Below are 17238 nucleotides of genomic sequence, written 5' to 3'. Positions count from 1 at the left end.
CACCTACCCAGGCTCAATTTCCCCAAGCTCCTGTATAGAGTCCCCGACGAGAGTCCCAGGCTATGAACACTGATTATCGCAAGCAGCTTCCCGGCACCCAGCTGGACTACTTCGACACCCGCGCGGCTGTCGACGCCATCCAGCCTGGGGCCTATGACAAACTTCCTTTCACCTCGCGTATTCTTGCCGAGCAGCTGGTTCGCCGTTGTGCGCCAGAGGATCTGACGGATTCTCTCAAGCAGCTGATCGAACGCAAGCGCACCATGGATTTTCCGTGGTACCCCGCGCGCGTGGTGTGTCACGACATTCTGGGTCAGACCGCACTGGTCGATCTGGCCGGTCTGCGTGATGCCATCGCCGAAGCCGGCGGTGACCCCTCCAAAGTGAACCCGGTAGTACCGACCCAGCTGATCGTGGATCACTCGCTGGCTGTTGAGCACCCGGGTTTTGAAAAAGACGCGTTCCAGAAAAACCGTGACGTGGAAGAGCGTCGTAACGCGGACCGTTTCCACTTCATCAACTGGACCAAGACGGCGTTCGATAACGTCGATGTGATCCCGCCGGGTAACGGCATCATGCACCAGATCAACCTGGAGAAAATGTCTCCGGTAGTTCAGGTTCGCGACGGTGTGGCGTTCCCTGATACCTGTGTGGGCACCGATAGCCACACTCCCATGGTCGACGCCCTGGGCGTGATCTCCGTGGGTGTGGGTGGTCTGGAAGCCGAGAACGTGATGCTCGGCAACCCGTCCATGATGCGTCTGCCCGACATTGTCGGTGTGGAAATGACCGGCAAATTGAAGCCGGGCATCACCGGTACCGACCTGGTGCTGGCTCTGACCGAGTTCCTGCGTAAGGAGCGCGTGGTAGGCGCCTACCTGGAATTCTACGGTGAAGGCGCCGACAGCCTGTCCGTGGGTGACCGTGCCACCATCGCCAACATGACCCCGGAATACGGTGCCACTGCGGGCATGTTCTTCATCGATGGCCAGACCATCGATTACCTGAAGCTGACCGGCCGTGAAGATGAGCAGGTAGCACTGGTAGAAAAATTCGCCAAGGAAACCGGCCTGTGGGCAGAGAGCCTGAAAGGTGCCGAGTACGAGCGCGTCCTTCACTTCGATCTTTCCAAGGTGGAGCGTAACCTGGCTGGCCCGTCCAACCCGCACGCGCTGTTGCCGGTATCCGAACTGGGTAGCCGCGGCATTGCGAAGGAGTGGGAAGAGCAAGAGGGCTTGATGCCTGATGGCGCAGTGATCATTGCAGCCATCACCAGCTGTACCAACACGTCCAACCCGCGCAACATCATCGGCGCCGGCCTGCTGGCCCGTAACGCCAACAAGCTGGGCTTGATCCGTAAACCGTGGGTGAAGAGCTCCCTGGCGCCCGGTTCCAAGACCGTGAAGATGTACCTGGAAGAATCCGGCCTGCTGCCTGAACTGCAGCAACTGGGCTTCGACGTGGTGGCCTTTGCCTGTACCACCTGTAACGGTATGTCTGGTGCGCTGGATCCCGAGATCCAGAAAGAAGTGATCGAGCGTGACCTGTACGCCACAGCGGTACTGTCCGGTAACCGTAACTTCGACGGCCGTATTCACCCTTACGCCAAGCAGGCGTTCCTGGCATCGCCGCCGCTGGTGGTGGCTTACGCCATCGCCGGTACCATGCGTTTTGATATCGAGAAAGATGCGCTGGGCAAGGATCAGGACGGTAACCCGATCTACCTGAAGGACATCTGGCCTTCTGATGAAGAGATCGATGCCATCGTGAAATCTGCGGTGAAGCCGGAACAGTTCCGCAAGACCTACATCCCGATGTTCGAGAAGAAGGGTGACGGTGAGCGCGCAGCCAGCCCGCTGTACGACTGGCGTCCTCAGTCCACCTACATCCGTCGTCCTCCGTACTGGGAAGGCAACATGGCCGGTCAGCGTGAGATGAAGGGTATGCGCCCGCTGGCGATCCTGCCGGACAACATCACCACGGACCACCTGTCTCCGTCCAACGCCATCCTGCTGGATAGCGCTGCCGGTGCCTACCTGGACAAGATGGGTCTGCCGCAGGAAGACTTTAACTCCTACGCCACCCACCGAGGTGATCACCTGACCGCCCAGCGTGCCACGCTCGCGAACCCGAAACTGTTCAACGAGATGTGCCTGGACGAAAACGGTGAAGTGATCCAGGGCTCCCTGGCCCGTGTTGAGCCGGAAGGCCAGCAGATGCGGATGTGGGAAGCCATCGAAACCTACATGGAGCGCAAGCAGCCGCTGATCATTGTGGCTGGCGCAGACTACGGTCAGGGTTCTTCCCGTGACTGGGCGGCCAAGGGCGTTGCCCTTGCCGGTGTGGAAGTGATTGCCGCTGAAGGTTTCGAGCGCATTCACCGTACCAACCTGATCGGTATGGGCGTCATGCCCCTGCAATTCGAGGAAGGCACCACCCGCAAGACCCTGAAGCTGGACGGTACCGAGATCTACGACGTGGAAGGTGAGATCGCTCCTCGTGGCACCATGACACTGGTGATTACTCGCCAGAATGGTGACGTGGAACGGGTCCCGATGCTGTGTCGTCTGGATACCGCAGAAGAAGTGTCCGTGTACACCAATGGCGGCATCCTGCAAAAATTCGCCAAAGAGTTCATGGCGGAAGCGGGCTAAGGCGGTTCTTGTTGTGGGAGCTTGCCTGCAAGCGATTCTTCGCACTCAAGCAGGCTCCCGCACATTGCCTTTCCGTAGGCGTCTGCCCGCAGGCGATCTTTTCGTTTGCAGGCAGCCCTCTGCAGCTCTATTTCTGTAGAAATTCCAGCCCCGCCGGTATCACCGCCGGGGTTTTTTTAAAGGAGCAACACCATGGCTCATGCACCACAGATTAAAATCCCCGCTACCTACATGCGTGGCGGCACCAGCAAGGGCGTATTTTTCAGCCTGGAAGACCTGCCCGAAGTGGCTCAGGTACCAGGAGAGGCCCGTGACAAGATCCTGCTGCGCGTCATCGGTAGCCCCGATCCCTATGGTAAGCAAACCGACGGTATGGGCGGCGCCACCTCGAGCACCAGCAAGACCGTGATCCTGGCCAAAAGTGAAAAGGCCGACCACGACGTGGACTACCTGTTCGGTCAGGTCTCCATCGACAAGCCGTTCGTGGACTGGAGCGGAAACTGTGGCAACCTGACTGCGGCTGTGGGTTCCTTTGCCATCAGCAACGGCCTGGTCGCCGCTGACCGCATCCCGGAAAACGGCATTGCCGTGGTTCGTATCTGGCAGGTCAACATCGAAAAAACCATCGTTGCCCATGTGCCCATCACCAATGGCGAGGTCCAGGAAACCGGCGACTTCGAGCTGGACGGCGTGACCTTCCCGGCGGCCGAAGTGCAGGTGGATTTCATGGACCCGGCAGACGGGGAGGGCGCCATGTTCCCCACTGGCAATGTGGTTGATGAGCTGGAAGTCCCCGGCGTCGGCACCTTCCCGGCGACCATGATCAATGCGGGTATTCCCACGGTTTTCGTGAACGCAGAAGATATCGGTTATACCGGTACCGAGCTGCAGGGCGATATCAACGAAAACAAGGACGCCCTGGCCATGTTCGAGACCATTCGAGCCTACGGCGCCAAGCGCATGGGTCTGATCGAGAACATCGAAGAAGCGGAAGCCCGCCAGCACACCCCGAAAGTGGCCTTCGTCTCCAAGCCGAAAGCCTATGCAGCCTCCAGCGGCAAGCAGATCGGGGAAGGGGATATCGACCTGCTGGTGCGCGCCCTGTCCATGGGCAAGCTGCACCACGCCATGATGGGCACCGCCGCCGTGGCCATCGCCAGCGCCTCAGCCGTCCCGGGCACCCTGGTGAACCTGGCAGCCGGCGGCGGCGAGCGTGACAGCGTCACCTTCGGCCATCCTTCGGGCACCCTGCGCGTTGGCGCTGGCGCCAAGCTAGAAGATGGCCAGTGGACCGCCACCAAAGCCAGCATGAGCCGTAGTGCTCGTGTGTTGATGGAGGGCAACGTCCGTATCCCGGGGGATTGCTTCTAGATCTGCGATGTTGCTAGCGGGAAGCTCGGTGGCGCCAGCCGCCGCACTTCCCGTTGCCCTCTGTCTGTGTCACTCCCTTTCTAACGCCTTGCACAAACCAGAAAGGCGCTTTCCTGTCCGTGTATTCCCTCCTGTGAATCCCTCTACGGCCGCAACAATTAATCCAGTGTGACTTCTGGAATCGATGGCGCACAAGGTGACCGGCCGGTCATAAACACTTTTCCCTCCCGTGTGCACAAACGTAACAAACCATTCATCAGCAATTAGAGTACGAGTGTCCACAAATTAGTATATGCTCTGTTTAATTGCGCTAAGTTACTGAATATAAAGGATAAAAAAACAAAACATTCTGTAGTGTTTATGTTAACAACTGTTGCGACAACGTGTTTTGCTGTGTAATCATGTGGCAAAAGATAACCAGAACTGACCTAAACGATCAGTCGTGGGTTAGTCCAAATAACAAGAAACGAGGTCACAGTGCGTCGCAAGAGAATCCGTTCCAACCTGGTGTTGGCAGCGAGCCTGGTGCTGGGTGCGCCTCCAACTCTCGCTCTTACCGAGCTGAACGATGCTTCACTCTCTGAGGTTCAGGGGGCTGGTTTTGCGTTTGCACTGGATAACTTCAGCATGCGCTTTGCCCCTGAAAGCTTCATTGAGTTAACCGGCGCTTCCGTAAATGGTGTCGGTTGGCAGCGAGGTGATGCGCGATATTACGGTCTGTCCATGACCAATGGTGTTCAGGAAAGTGGCACTGATTGGTATGCCACACTTAACGGCGTTGGTAGTGGCGCGTGTGGCGGGTCAAGCACATTCGGCAATACCTTTCTCGCTTGTCCGTTAGGTAACGGAAACAGTTCCGGTCTTGGTCAAACAGCTAACCAGTACGGTATCGGCGCCTTTGCTTCTGTTTACGACCCTTACCTTTTACGTGTGTATGAGTACCCAGGCCATGACTATCAGGGGGATTACCTTGATGGTGCAACTCGGCCTACGATTCTGGAACTCATTGGCCCTACACAGACCGAGAACTGGCGTTGGAGCTTCTGGGGTGAGCTGGAGGTGGATCGCATTGCCAATGGCCATGCTCTTGGCGATTGCAACAACAGTGCTGCAGGGTGTAGCGGAGGGGCGGATTTTCTCCAAAGCCAAACTATTATTCACGGCAAACCAACAACCGCAGGACGTAATGGAGAAGAGGTTCGGCCAGCAATTCTTCGTTTGATGCAAACGGCTAATGACGCAGATCCAACCTTGGGCATCACCTACCAAAGTGCGCTTTCAGGAGACTTCCGCTTCTCTGTGCGGCAGAAAGACAGCAATCCCGGAACGTATATCACGGACACACTACACAACGTGCCGGACTTTGATGACAACGAAGGCATGTACTTCAAAAATGTCGATGCTTTCCTCCCACTTGGCACCCTCCATTATCAAGCCATTACGCTCAATGCTGTAAGGGAATCCGGCAAGGCAACCGGTGACTTTGTTATTGAGCTGACGCCAATTCCAGATGTTCCTGAAATCTACAATCACTTCTATTGCGGTGCTATCAGTAACCCCAATGCCAATGGCTGTGATACCAACAATGACGGTGTTCTCGACTCTGTGAATCAGGATACGGTTGGCTATGTGCGTTGGGGGAATTTCGATAATGATGACGTGAACCTTGCCACGTTGCCTGGAGCTACCGCGACTGATAACGGTATCTATTTTGTGAGCCCAAGTGTTACGCCTACAGCGGCTGACGTGACGAATATCGGGATCTCAAGAATCGAGGGCATGCGCATTCATAGTCTTAAAATAACAACACTGGGGGCCAACCCGTGATTGATTCTCTGCGTCCCGCTACATTGCCTTGGCTAACCGAAAAGACGGTTTTAACCATATTCACAGTGATTGTGGCTTGTGTTGCTTCCCCTGCGATTGCGCTTGAAGCGATGAATGATAATGAAATGGGGGATGTCACTGGACAGAAGGGCATCCTTCTGAGTTTGCAGTACTACTACAACAGTAATCCCGATCTGAATGGCGCAGCCAATACTGGCACGGGTGGTTGCAGTACTCCGAATGGTGGCACAAGCCTGGCCGAAACAAATTGCCGTTTTGCTATGCAAATTACCAATCGGGAATCTGAATGGCTTGTGTTCAAAAACGGTTATGCATCCATTGATCTTGATCGTATCGCCCTTGACGCTTCTGTCCTTGGTGGGGCAAGAGGGGCGGACGCTGCTTATGCTGGCTGGTTTGACGAATCGAAGTTTCAGGACATAGACGGCTCAACGTGCTTGCTTGAGGGCAGCTGTGACACCGCAACGATCGCCGAGATGGCGGGGTTGCGACTGAGTTACCCGGAAGGCGTGAATGGCGAAAATTTTGGCAATGTGAAGTTCGGGCTTTTCTTCGAAGGTCTGGCCGTTGAGCCTAATGCCGGAGCGCCAGGGGGGATTGGTTGGTCAGGCAATCAGAATGGTTCCTTTATGGGACTCAATATTGCTGACAACAATGGCCAGCAGGCAAATATTGCCTTTGGTGGCGATTTTTACCTCTATGGGTTTTAGTCGTAGCAGGTTGAGGTATCCAGAAATGCATATCGAAATTAAAAAAAGAATAACTGGATCTTTTGTCTCTGCCTCTGCATTGATGATGGCCTGTGGTGCCCAGGCGCTTGAGACTCTATCGGATCAAGAGTTGGGTTCTGTCCGAGGGCAAGATGGTGTCACGATCAGTTTACAAATCGACCCAACAGAGTCGATTACCGCTGAACAAATTCGTTGGGATCTCGATATAGGGCAGACCGATGGCGGAGGGGCATCACTCGCTAACCAGTTAATCATCGGTGGTAGCTCTTCTGATGCCAGCCAGTTCAGCATCAAGCCAATCGGAATGAATGGCGGAGCCGCAACTGAAGCGTTGAATTTTGCTGTAAAAATTGATGCTGGTACCAATGCTATGAATCGGCCAGGTATTGGTATCAACGCCAGCTGGAACAGAATGCGAGTCCAGATGGATGATCTAACTGTTTCCAATACGGCGCGGTCATTTGGCTCTGTTGTACTGGATAGTGAGGGCCGTTTCGCTATTTCAGGTGATGGTGGCTTGTTTAATCAAGACAATGATCAGGCTAGTTTGCTGCTTAACCTTGGGAATGTAGATGCGAGCGATGCCAACCCCAGCAATTGGACAATCGATAACCCCGGGCAGCTATTTTTTCGTTTGACCGACGGTGGTACCGAGGCAATTCTCCACAACTTCGGTTTTCTTTTTGATATGCAGCAAGGTGTGCTGGGCATTAATGATGAAGGTCTGATCGTTCAGAATACTGGACGTACAAATTTCAATCTAACCTTTGATTTGTATGCAAATGCCACCGGTCAAAATTTCCAGTTTGTACCATTCGCAGGCGCAAGTACCTCTATACCGATGCTGTTATTTGGCTGGCGGGGAGGGATGGAAAACCTCGATTTGCGTCTCAGACCACAAGGGACTTGGCTCGATAGCGGAGTTCATACCCAGGGCCTTACAGCGTCACTCAGCTTCGATCTTGCCAGCGATTTTCAGTTTTTGCTGGGTGAGGCAGGTGACGATCGCTCCTATCTGGAGTTTGCAAACCCTGTGAGTCTGACCGCTTCAGATGGCTCAGCGCTGAATCGAAGCGATGTTGAATTTGGTTACCTGACTCTGGACACCGTGAGTGCCGGCCACGATACCGTCCCGAATATTTGCTATGGGGGGGCGAACCCTTATGGCGGTGCAGGAGCATCATGTACGACTTCCACGGGGGGTATCCTTCCTGCCCAGTCCATTGACCTTCCTGCTTCTGATACTGGGCTCGCGCTCGTAGCGAGAGACTGGGGGCTTCATGCCTATGCAAGCAAGGTTCAGTACCGAGATGGTGTTACCTCTGCAAATGATGTCGACGATGGTTGGGCGCTTATCTACACGCTGGGGGATATCAGCAGTAATTGGTACTTGTATCCGCAATCAGGTGGTGGCACGAGCGTTGATACGGACGCGGGCTTCACTATGGACATCGCAACTGCGATACAAACCGTGGGTGGGGCGGATGCTGTAACAGGGCGTCCTCTGCGTTCCCGTTGGGAAAATGGCACTAACCTGATGATTGGGGATACAGATTTTACCTATCCCACCGGGCATCCAGTGGCGAGTTATGCCCAGGGCATGGCAATTGGTTTGATGGGGGCAGATCTCCTGTTTGTCGCGGATGACATGCGCGTGGCTCTGACACAGCTCGAAGGGCTTGGTCTTTCCTCTGATGCCGTACGGCTTCAGCTTCGCGGTCTGTTTGGAGGCGGGGATATCCCCAGGATGAACAGTCCTGTTTATGGAAGCTACATAGATGCGAATCTGGAATTCGACAAATTCCAGTTCAATCTTTTCCCCGCACTGTTTGACGGTTCATACATCAATTTTGGTGGTTTTCTCAGTTTCGCCAATCTCAATAATGGCTTCTCACAGAATTCAGCTGGAGACGCCAATGATGATGGCACCTATATCTCTTTTGCGGAGCCAAATTTTAACAAGTTGGACGTGGACGTGAGGCTAGCAGACATAACGGGTGATATTGCAATCCCGTTGTCTGTTGTTGGTGATGGAGGAAAGATCGATCTCCTTTCCGCTTCTAGTGAAGCGGACGGCAAGCCAAAACTCAGGGTAGAGATGAATATGAATGTTGGGGCTGCAGCCACTAAACCTGGTGGTGGGGCAGGTGACCCGCTGACCATCGGTAGAATCGAGTTTGGCAACAAGGATCTCGGCACAATGGTTATTCCATCAGCCAAAATCTATACATCTTTTACCCTGGAACAGCAGTAACCCTGCAAGGGTGCTGACTTGTTTCAGTGCAGGTATTGATATGAATACAACAAACATAATTAATGATGCCTTGATCAAAGTTCAGTTATCCATCTTGATCTTTGGACTGCTTGCTTTCATCCCGGTTGTTTCGTACGGCATGGTTGAAATGCAGGATGAACAGCTATCACAAGTCACCGGGCAGGCACTTCTACAGATGGGAAAAGAGCTGGGGCAAGGGGTTTCATCCGATCTGACATTTTATAAAGCTGGACTTGAAGCTGAAGTTGAACTGAACCTGAATATTGAAAAACTCCAATTGGGTTGTACGGCTGGTGCAATAAATGGTCAGTTTTGTGATATCGATATTGATAACCTTAGCCTTTCTGGTTCTACCTGGGGGGCTGAGGGCCGTGCTGGATCTTCCGCAATTCTTACACGTCCATTCTTTGAATTTGCCATTAAGAACGATGACCAGAAGACGCTAAGAGAAGTTGTCGGGATTCGTCTGAGTGCAGAACAGGCAATTGGTATGATGACCTTTGGCGACCAAGAATCTGGGGCTGGCGATGCGGGGGACACTTCCGGAATAAACAGTCTCAGCGGCTACATGCAAATTGGTTCAGCAACGGGTGTAGCACAAACGGAAGCTCGTCAAATGTGTTATGCAACATCTCAGTGTACGGATGGCAGTATAGGTCTCAGTGAAGGCGGCGTAGGCGCTGCAGCAAGAATGACTGGCAGAATTCGTGCGAATACCGATATTCTGGGGTGGCAAACTGGCGACTTTTTTTCAGAAACGTATCGTTTAAATCTTGATGAAGCTAACGCGAATGTTGTTACTTCCCCAGCTGTTGTAAATGGAAAACGTCAAACATTTGTGGAGCTCATGGGCTCAGCTACAATCGATGATATCAACTTTATTGGTCAAATGACGGCTAATGCTACATTGTTAGGTATAGGGTTTGAGCTCGATAAAGAGGTTACTGGCACAATTAGAGGATTAACAGCAACGGTGCCAATCACTGAGGGGCTTGAATACATACACAAGATTAATGTTAATAACCCTTTTTCTCTATCAATGCAGGCTCAAGATGTTTTATGGCCTGATGCGGCGGCGCCTGCAATGTCTGGATGGTGGTTAGCATTCGAAGATGAAATTGACATCGGTAACATTAGCCCGGAAGCTAAGGTGCAGATGACAAATGAAGTGTTATTGCAAGCATTAACAGGAGCCTCTGGTCCTCCCTGGAATACAAATAACTCGGGTGTCGCTGGCTCCCCGCAAGAGTGTACGGTACCAAGTATTAACTGTGCGTTGTATCGGCGACTTTCAACTGGTACGAGTGCGGCCAACACCTATGGTGTAACATGTCCATCTTTGGGTGACTGCTTGGGCGGCGATAGTCTGCCTGTCGGCACTATGACAGTGCCTGCTGATGTTGTTTTTCCTCTTAATGATTTAAAGCTCGGAGCCCAAACGGTTACGCCTAATTGCTATGGATCGGCGAGGTTCTGTTAGCGAAGCTTGCCATATCCTTGTACATTAAGAGAGGCTTATGCCTCTCTTTTTTATTGGGGGGAGCTCTTTTCTATTATTGATGGTGTCTCTTTTGTCAGTGTTAAAAATTTATCGATCAGAGCCCGTTTTCGTTTTTGTGTCATTTTCTCTCTTGTATATCTTCCTGGCTTGGGTGGTTTGTGGCGAGGGAAACTGGTGGGTTATTGATTACGTTGATAGCAGCAATGTTTTCTATGGCGATGATGCCTACCGATTTTTCTTGGCTCGCTCTGCATGGATAAACCCCGATCTCTATAGCTATAACTTTGTCCTTCCTGGTTTCCTTCTGCTTGATGGAACGGTAGTCTCAGTTGCAAAAGGGGACCTTTTTTATGCTCGCTGTATACATGGGCTCTTAGCTTCATTTTGTCTTGCATTGCTTTGGCAGTCAGGTCGGACAATTGGCATTAATCGTGGCGTAATGACTTCAGCAGTCGTGCTAATGGGTATGTTGCCACGCTTCGCTTTGACCTCGCTAAGCTTTTATGGAGAGGCATGGTTACTTTTCCTGATCTGCTTCCTGATATTTCTTTATCTACGCGAGCGCTATTTTATTGTTTCTATTCTGGCTTCCCTTATGCCTTTGGTAAGACCGGAAGGGATGTTCTTCTGGTTGCCTCTTTGGTTTTCTCTTCTGCTCAAAAGAAAATGGCTTGAAGCAGCAGTTATGTTGTTGCCAGGTGTCGTTTATTTTGCCTATTTGAATGTTATATTTTCAGACTTGTCTCAATACGGGTATTGGCGTCTCGAATTAAGGAAAATTCTTAACAAGCTGGTCCTCAACGAGTCAGCCATGGAATGGATCAACACCTACTCCCTTTTGCTGGTGTTGCCGTCCACTTTGGGATGGCTTTACAAACCAGTGCGTCACCTTTGGCCCTTTCTGCTTGGAGGGTTTGCTTGGTTTTCATGGCTTGTGCTGCTTTTTTGGTGTGGGCTTAGTGATTATGAAGATCGTTATACTTTCATTTTGATTCCATTAATGGTGTTGCTTTGGGCGTCTTTTTTTACATGGTTGAAAAATGTAGTGTCTGGTTTCTCTCAGCAGGAAAGATGGGTTTCTCGGTCTGTCGTAATCTGTGCAACTGCAGTAGTAGTGATGCATTTTTCAAACATGTACATGCTCAAAGGGAGTGTTAAGTACATTGGTGGATTTGCAACACTTAAAAATGTGTTAGCTGGTCGCTGGGAAAAAATTTTCCTGTCTCACTCCGAGGAAACGGTTGAAGAATGGAAAGCGGCGGCGCTGAAAATTGAATCGATGCTTTCCGCAGATCCGGGCATTGATAGGCTTATCGTCTTCGATCATGTTTTTTATTACCACCTTGACCCATACAATATCCCTGAGCAAGTTACGGTTGCTTACGCAACGAATGGTTATCGGGTTTTCCATATTCTGTTTGATGGGCAGGTGTTTGCCCAGCACCCAGGTGAGGAAATGTACAGCTATTTTGATTTCTCTGAGCCAAAGTATTCATCAAGTGAGAAGCGTGCAATCTATGTGGATCTGATGCCGCTAAACGGATACCCGTATACTTGGAGGTTTGCTGGGTACCAGGTTCATTTATTTGCCTATGCCAGGAGTCTCTCTTCCAGAAAGAAAATCGAAGATGCTCCAACCATAGACTTAGAGTTGATGAAAAAAGCCTATGACAAGTGGTGGTAGTCGCCCAATGGAGTACCGGTTGAATGGAGAACTTGTTAAGTTGGACTTGTCAGGGCCGGTAGAAATTGGAAGCAATCATTGTCTCCTTGATTACGATGATAACCTTGTATCCGGTTGCAGCTGGGATCGTGCTGGGTTTACCGTCGATGAGTTCCTTTCCGAGCAAGAGTTAACTTTGCTTACGGAGGGTGTGAGGCGGCTCGTGATGGATGCCCTGATTGACGCAGGGCTGGCTATTGATGAGGCCGCGTTCCGGTTGGAGCAGTACCATACACTGTGTCGTGAGCAGCGCGATCACCTTTCAGTTATTAACTTTCTCAAGCGCCGGGCCTCACTGAGAAACTTGCCGATTCCTCCATCATGCCTTGACCGAAAGGTTAGCCAGCTTTGTGGGAAAACTGTTTCAAGTGATGTTGTTTCTGTTCCCGCATCCGGTTTCTTCTTTATCCGGATTGTGAGGCCTTCTCCATTCGTTGATAACAACCCACCGCATAAGGATGTATGGCTGGATAGACTCAGGCATGCGGTCAATCTTTACCTTCCTATTGCGGGGAGTAGCGAGAATTCATCGTTGCCTTTGGTCGAGGGGAGTCATTACTGGTCAGAATCACGCATCACAAGGACATCATCGGGAGCTACTGTAAATGGGGTTTCTTTTAGTGTTCCATCTGTAGTTTCTGTAGAGGGGGGGGTGACGATGGTTCGGCCTGATGTTGGCCCTCGACAAGGCATGGTTTTTTCGCCCTATCTGATCCATGGGGGGGCAATAAACCTTGAGCCTGATCTAACCAGGGTGTCATTAGAGGTGCGGTTTTGGCGGAAACCTTAACGTAATGTTATCAGTCGTTTCTGTCCATGCGGCTAATTTTTCTTAACTTTAAGGCATTTCGTATGAGGTGCCATGTTGTGCGGATAATCTCGGTAGTAGTGTAGTGACTTACTTCCCCTTTTACGGCGGAGCTCCTGAGTGTGTACGACGACAGTTGATCGGCAAGTTTGAAATAACAGAGTAGACGTGGGTTTATTTGCCGTTCCTCCTCAGATGAGGGAAGGAGAGTTAGTATCTCTTTCTTGAACAAGCATATCGGACTTCCAATGTCATCGATACGCAAGCCTGTTATTCGGCAAATAAGCCAATTGATAAATTTAGAACCCCACATGCGTACCTGATTGGCGTCTGAGCGATGTTTTCGTACCGCATGAACTGCATGTGTATTGGTATTTAAAAGCGCCAATAACTCAGGTATTTCATGTACACACGGATAAAGATCCGGGTCTATGGTGAGTAGTAAAGAGCCTTTGGCGTAAGATATGCCATTCAGGATAGCTCCAAGTTGGCCAGCGTGTTCTGAAGGGGTGATTAGGTTGATCAACAGGTTTTTATATTCAGCCGACAAAGGTGGTGCAGAATCTTTCCACTGCTGCAAATCGTCTACTATGACTACCTCGTATTGCGCCTTTTCTTTTATTGCTAGCGAGGACAACTCGGATAGCAATGCTGGAAGGTGACCGGTAAGAGGGTCGGTGGTAGTGATGATAGATAGGCTGTTCGTTGAGCTCATCTTGCCAGCCGTAGTGCATAGCGGGTTGAGTTCGTACCAAAGTTCATTTTTTCCAAAACTCTCACCGCTGCATGGTTATTCAGTGAAATGCAGGTTTGCGCTGTAGAGTAATGAGTAAGTGCTGTTTGGATCAATTCATAGATGACTGGGTAATAATAGCCGGTGGCATCTGACCGGGAGACGTAAATGCCTCCGCTCATGAGCTGTAAATCCACTCCGGCAAAACGGAGATCCTGCGCTTCAATGGTGCCACACGCAAGAACTACACCTGCTTTTTCAACGACGAGAGCGGTCCGTTCCTCGTCCGATCGATCCAAGATCTTCTTCATCCATTGACGATAGAGTTGTTGTGACTTTTGATGGCATAAAATGCTGTCTCTGGAGAAGCGGGTAGCAAAAAACGAGTAGTCCAGAATCTCAAGTATGGAGTCACGGTCTGCTTCGGTATAGGGGCGCACATAAGCCCGAAATTTTGGGGGGGGGACGTTCTTCAGGCTCTTTGCGCGATACTCCCGCTTTAAATCCAGAATTTCTGCACCCATTGAGAGAAGAGTGTTCAAGCAAAGGTAGTTGTCGATATCTACTTCACATGAAATGTGAACTTCTCTGCCAAGGTTGGCTGCCATGACTGTCTTTTCAGCTAGTAGCTGGAGCGTTTTCGGAGCGACCGCTGGACAGCTTGAGATACTAATCTTTGCCATTTTTTGGCCAAAATGTTCGCTATCCCATGCTAGTGGTGTGACGGCACAGATTGCCTGAATGATTTCCCCGTGAATGATGGCACTACACCTTCCTCCAGCTGCCAATGCTGCTCCCAGTTCATGTTGTAAAAGGCGGATATGGTCCAAGCGATCTAGCTCAGGGTGTCCTCTGTACCGGGTATATATATCCAGGTTGTCAAAATTCAGCGACGTAACCTGTGCTGGGCTTCGCAGGTGGTAAAAACTGTGATGAGTGAAAGGTTCCGTCACTGTCATGCCTAGATTAGAAATTATTAGAATTCTTACTTTCTATTTTGCCTCATAGACATGGGTTAGGCGAGGCTCCACTGCCATAAAAGCCGTGTTTTTTGCCGTTGTACGAGCATAGCGCAACGATCGAGTTGCGATTCCATCAATGTCTGATGCAAAGGGAATCCTGAAGGATCCATCTTTACAGCAATGTTTCTCCCCTGCATGAACTGGGCTGGGTGGGGTAAAATTGCCCACAAATTATTCGGCGGGCTGGGTTTGATCTTGTTTCTTTCTTTGTTGCCATGCTTTAACTTGATCCCTATTGACTAAGTTTAATAAGGATACATCGACTCCTGCTTTATCAGCATTGTAATTGGCTTATATTGCCATGGATTGATCGCTAGTCCCTATCTTCAGACCTTCTAACGTATGGCCCCTAAAGAATGAACCTGTCGCTGAATATTCCTTTTAACCGGCCCTTGATGATTGGGGGAGAGCCAGAGGCAATCCAGGAGGCAGTTCATTCTGGAATGTTGGCGGGGAACGGGAGTTTCACTTCTTACTGCGAGGGACTACTGTCAAAATTGGTGGGGGCTCTTGATGTTCTGTTGACACCTTCTTGTACCCATGCGTTGGAAATGGCGGCCCTACTGATTGATATTGGTCCGGGAGATGAGGTTATTATGCCATCCTGGACATTCGTCAGCACTGCTAATGCGTTCGTATTAAGGGGCGCCATCCCGGTTTTCGTCGATATCTCCACAGCTGATGGGAATCTTGATGTGACACTCATCGAGGCGGCCATAACTCCCAGAACACGAGCAATTGTGCCCGTTCATTATGGCGGTGTGGCGTGTGATATGGATGCCATCATGCTGATCGCTGAGCGTCATGCCCTTTGGGTCATTGAGGATGCTGCACAGGCAGTGATGTCAAATTATAAGAACAGGCATTTGGGGAGTATTGGTCATCTGGGTGCTTTTAGCTTCCACGCGACCAAGAACTACACAAGCGGAGGGGAAGGGGGGGCATTGGTTGTCAATGACGCCTCTTTTCTGGACCGGGCCAGAATCCTGCGAGAGAAAGGCACTAATCGAGAGGCGTTCGCATCAGGAGCAGTCAATCAATACCAATGGCTGGATATTGGCAGTAGCTTTCTCATGAGCGAGCTTCAGGCGGCTTTCCTTTCCGTTCAGCTTGATGCCGCTCAGGCCGTTAAATTTGAACGGCGGGCGCGGTGGGAAAACTATGCGTCTGAGTTGGCACCATTGTCGGATTTTCACGGAATAAAACAGGCTAGCGTTCCTGATTGGGCGGACCACAATGGCCATATTTTTTTTCTGAAAGCGAGAGATTTGCGTGCAAGGAATGAATTGCTTGCGGGGCTGAATGCGAAGGGCGTCTGCGCTCAGGCACACTATGTACCCTTACATCTTTCTCCGGCTGGAAAGCAGTTCGGCAGGAACGTTGGAGCATGCAGCAAGACAGTTGAACTTTACGAACGGCTTGTACGCCTGCCTGTTTTCCACTCACTCACCGACGGCGAGCAGGCGTATGTCATTGATTCAGTGGAAGCCTGCCTTCGGGGCTGCTAACACCTCTACCATTGACTTGTGGGATGCGCTCTTAGTAGTCCTTGCTGCTATTGCAAGCGCCGCTTCAGCCCCTTCATCGCCAACACCCGCGTACTGATCTCTTCGATAGATAGCTCTGTGGCATCGAGATAGGGGATGTTGTGCTTGTTGTACATGGCTTCCAGGGCGCGTAGTTCCATGTCGCATTGACGCAGTGAGGCGTATTTGCTGTTTGACTTGCGTTCGCTGCGTATTGCGCTAAGACGCTCGGCGTTGATAGTCAGGCCGAATAGCTTCGTTTTGTGTTCCTGGAGCGCCTTGGGAAGTCGCAGGTCATCGAAGTCGTCTTCAGTGAGAGGGTAGTTGGCAGCAAATAATCCAAATTGAAGAGCCAGATAAAGGCTGGTGGGCGTTTTGCCGGAGCGGGAGACGCCGATGAGGATAATGTCAGCCTGGTCGTAGTGCCGCGTCCGGGCGCCATCATCGTTGTCTAGCGCAAAGTGGACGGCATTGATCCGAATACGGTAGGAGTCGGCGTCACGGATGGCGTGACTCTGGTTGATCTTGTGATTGGAACGAACCCCCAGTTCTTCCTCCAGCGGGTTGAGGAAGGCGCCGAACAGGTCCAGCACCATACCTTTGCAGCTGTGCAGAATCTCGCGGTGTTCGTTGTTCACCAGAGTAGAGAAGACCACCGGTTTTACCCCGTCTTCCTGGTGGGCCCTGTTGATGCGTTCTACGGCCTCTCGTGTTTGCTGGTCGGATTGCACAAAGGGGAGGGTGACCTGAACGAATTCAATATCGCCAAATTGGCTAAGCATGCTGTGGCCAAGGGTTTCGGCGGTAATGCCTGTGCCGTCGGAAAGGTAAAAGGCTGTTCGTTTCATGATAAGTGCCATGTCTGATCCCGCATGAGGAGGCTGGCCATAGGGCTTGCTTTGCGACCATGGGCTCGACAGTCCCTGATCGTCCCTCAGGAAAATTGTCTACAGACAACCTTTGGAGCCATCTCTGGCCCTGCAAGGGTGTCTAAGTCATTGTTTTGTCGTAGCAGTCTAGTGACTCCACGCCGGGGTTTCCACTGC

12 protein-coding genes are annotated in these 17238 nt (G+C 51.3%); 9 read left to right on the top strand and 3 right to left on the bottom strand.

Annotated elements, in window-relative coordinates:
- The first annotated feature begins 62 nt into the window (after window positions 1–62).
- The 8 genes from acnD to D4A39_RS17620 all read left to right on the top strand — a co-directional run bounded on the left by acnD (window position 63) and on the right by D4A39_RS17620 (window position 12893).
- Window positions 63–2654: a Fe/S-dependent 2-methylisocitrate dehydratase AcnD gene (gene acnD, locus D4A39_RS04430; RefSeq protein WP_119917562.1), complete on the top strand. Its 2592-nt coding sequence runs from the start codon at window positions 63–65 to the stop codon at window positions 2652–2654.
- Between the two features lie 192 nt (window positions 2655–2846).
- The gene (prpF, locus tag D4A39_RS04425) at window positions 2847–4025 is read left to right on the top strand and encodes a 2-methylaconitate cis-trans isomerase PrpF (RefSeq protein ID WP_022983842.1); all 1179 of its coding nucleotides are present in this window, start codon (window positions 2847–2849) and stop codon (window positions 4023–4025) included.
- Window positions 4026–4502: 477 nt separating this feature from the next.
- Window positions 4503–5852, top strand: a complete 1350-nt coding sequence (locus tag D4A39_RS17625) for a hypothetical protein (protein ID WP_147393882.1) — start codon at window positions 4503–4505, stop codon at window positions 5850–5852.
- The gene (locus tag D4A39_RS04410) at window positions 5849–6583 is read left to right on the top strand and encodes a DUF6160 family protein (RefSeq protein ID WP_147393881.1); all 735 of its coding nucleotides are present in this window, start codon (window positions 5849–5851) and stop codon (window positions 6581–6583) included. Before D4A39_RS17625 ends, D4A39_RS04410 begins: the two co-directional genes overlap by 4 nt.
- A gap of 25 nt (window positions 6584–6608) precedes the next feature.
- The gene (locus D4A39_RS04405) at window positions 6609–8858 is read left to right on the top strand and encodes a DUF6160 family protein (protein ID WP_233552408.1); all 2250 of its coding nucleotides are present in this window, start codon (window positions 6609–6611) and stop codon (window positions 8856–8858) included.
- A 40-nt stretch (window positions 8859–8898) separates the two neighbouring features.
- On the top strand, window positions 8899–10359 hold the full coding sequence (locus tag D4A39_RS04400; RefSeq protein WP_022983837.1) for a hypothetical protein: 1461 nt from the start codon (window positions 8899–8901) through the stop codon (window positions 10357–10359).
- Between the two features lie 37 nt (window positions 10360–10396).
- Window positions 10397–12064, top strand: a complete 1668-nt coding sequence (locus D4A39_RS04395; protein ID WP_119917559.1) for a glycosyltransferase family protein — start codon at window positions 10397–10399, stop codon at window positions 12062–12064.
- Between the two features lie 19 nt (window positions 12065–12083).
- Window positions 12084–12893 carry a hypothetical protein gene (locus D4A39_RS17620; protein WP_147393880.1) on the top strand — a complete coding sequence of 270 codons (810 nt, stop codon included), beginning with the start codon at window positions 12084–12086 and terminating at the stop codon, window positions 12891–12893.
- A gap of 10 nt (window positions 12894–12903) precedes the next feature.
- On the opposite strand, the gene D4A39_RS04390 is transcribed toward D4A39_RS17620, so the two are convergent.
- Together D4A39_RS04390 and D4A39_RS04385 are read right to left on the bottom strand one after the other, a co-directional pair.
- The gene (locus D4A39_RS04390) at window positions 12904–13626 is read right to left on the bottom strand and encodes a glycosyltransferase (RefSeq protein WP_022983835.1); all 723 of its coding nucleotides are present in this window, start codon (window positions 13624–13626) and stop codon (window positions 12904–12906) included.
- A complete protein-coding gene (locus tag D4A39_RS04385; RefSeq protein WP_147393879.1) occupies window positions 13623–14474 on the bottom strand; it encodes a GNAT family N-acetyltransferase in 852 nt (283 codons plus the stop codon). Before D4A39_RS04385 ends, D4A39_RS04390 begins: the two co-directional genes overlap by 4 nt.
- Window positions 14475–15022: 548 nt before the next feature.
- On the opposite strand from D4A39_RS04385, the gene rffA reads away from it, so the two are divergent.
- Window positions 15023–16174, top strand: coding sequence for a dTDP-4-amino-4,6-dideoxygalactose transaminase (gene rffA, locus D4A39_RS04380; protein ID WP_022983833.1), 1152 nt, complete (start codon window positions 15023–15025; stop codon window positions 16172–16174).
- A 47-nt stretch (window positions 16175–16221) separates the two neighbouring features.
- Here rffA and ppsR read toward each other — a convergent pair whose 3' ends face one another.
- Entirely contained in the window at window positions 16222–17040 is an 819-nt protein-coding gene (ppsR, locus tag D4A39_RS04375; RefSeq protein WP_031225768.1) for a posphoenolpyruvate synthetase regulatory kinase/phosphorylase PpsR, read from the bottom strand.
- Window positions 17041–17238 lie beyond the last annotated feature (198 nt).

The organism is Alcanivorax profundi (assembly GCF_003597125.1).
Lineage (GTDB): Bacteria > Pseudomonadota > Gammaproteobacteria > Pseudomonadales > Alcanivoracaceae > Alcanivorax > Alcanivorax profundi.
Note: the sequence above shows the minus strand (reverse complement) of the source record. Positions and strands in the feature narration are given on the sequence as shown.

Excerpts from the sequence above, each read along its gene's own strand:
- D4A39_RS04395 (WP_119917559.1), top strand. The coding sequence starts at position 10,397 with ATGCCTCTCTTTTTTATTGGGGGGAGCTCTTTTCTATTATTGATGGTG.
- rffA (WP_022983833.1), top strand. The coding sequence starts at position 15,023 with ATGAACCTGTCGCTGAATATTCCTTTTAACCGGCCCTTGATGATTGGG.
- acnD (WP_119917562.1), top strand. The coding sequence starts at position 63 with ATGAACACTGATTATCGCAAGCAGCTTCCCGGCACCCAGCTGGACTAC.
- D4A39_RS04405 (WP_233552408.1), top strand. The coding sequence starts at position 6,609 with ATGCATATCGAAATTAAAAAAAGAATAACTGGATCTTTTGTCTCTGCC.
- D4A39_RS04390 (WP_022983835.1), bottom strand. The coding sequence starts at position 13,626 with ATGAGCTCAACGAACAGCCTATCTATCATCACTACCACCGACCCTCTT.
- prpF (WP_022983842.1), top strand. The coding sequence starts at position 2,847 with ATGGCTCATGCACCACAGATTAAAATCCCCGCTACCTACATGCGTGGC.
- D4A39_RS04400 (WP_022983837.1), top strand. The coding sequence starts at position 8,899 with ATGAATACAACAAACATAATTAATGATGCCTTGATCAAAGTTCAGTTA.
- ppsR (WP_031225768.1), bottom strand. The coding sequence starts at position 17,040 with ATGAAACGAACAGCCTTTTACCTTTCCGACGGCACAGGCATTACCGCC.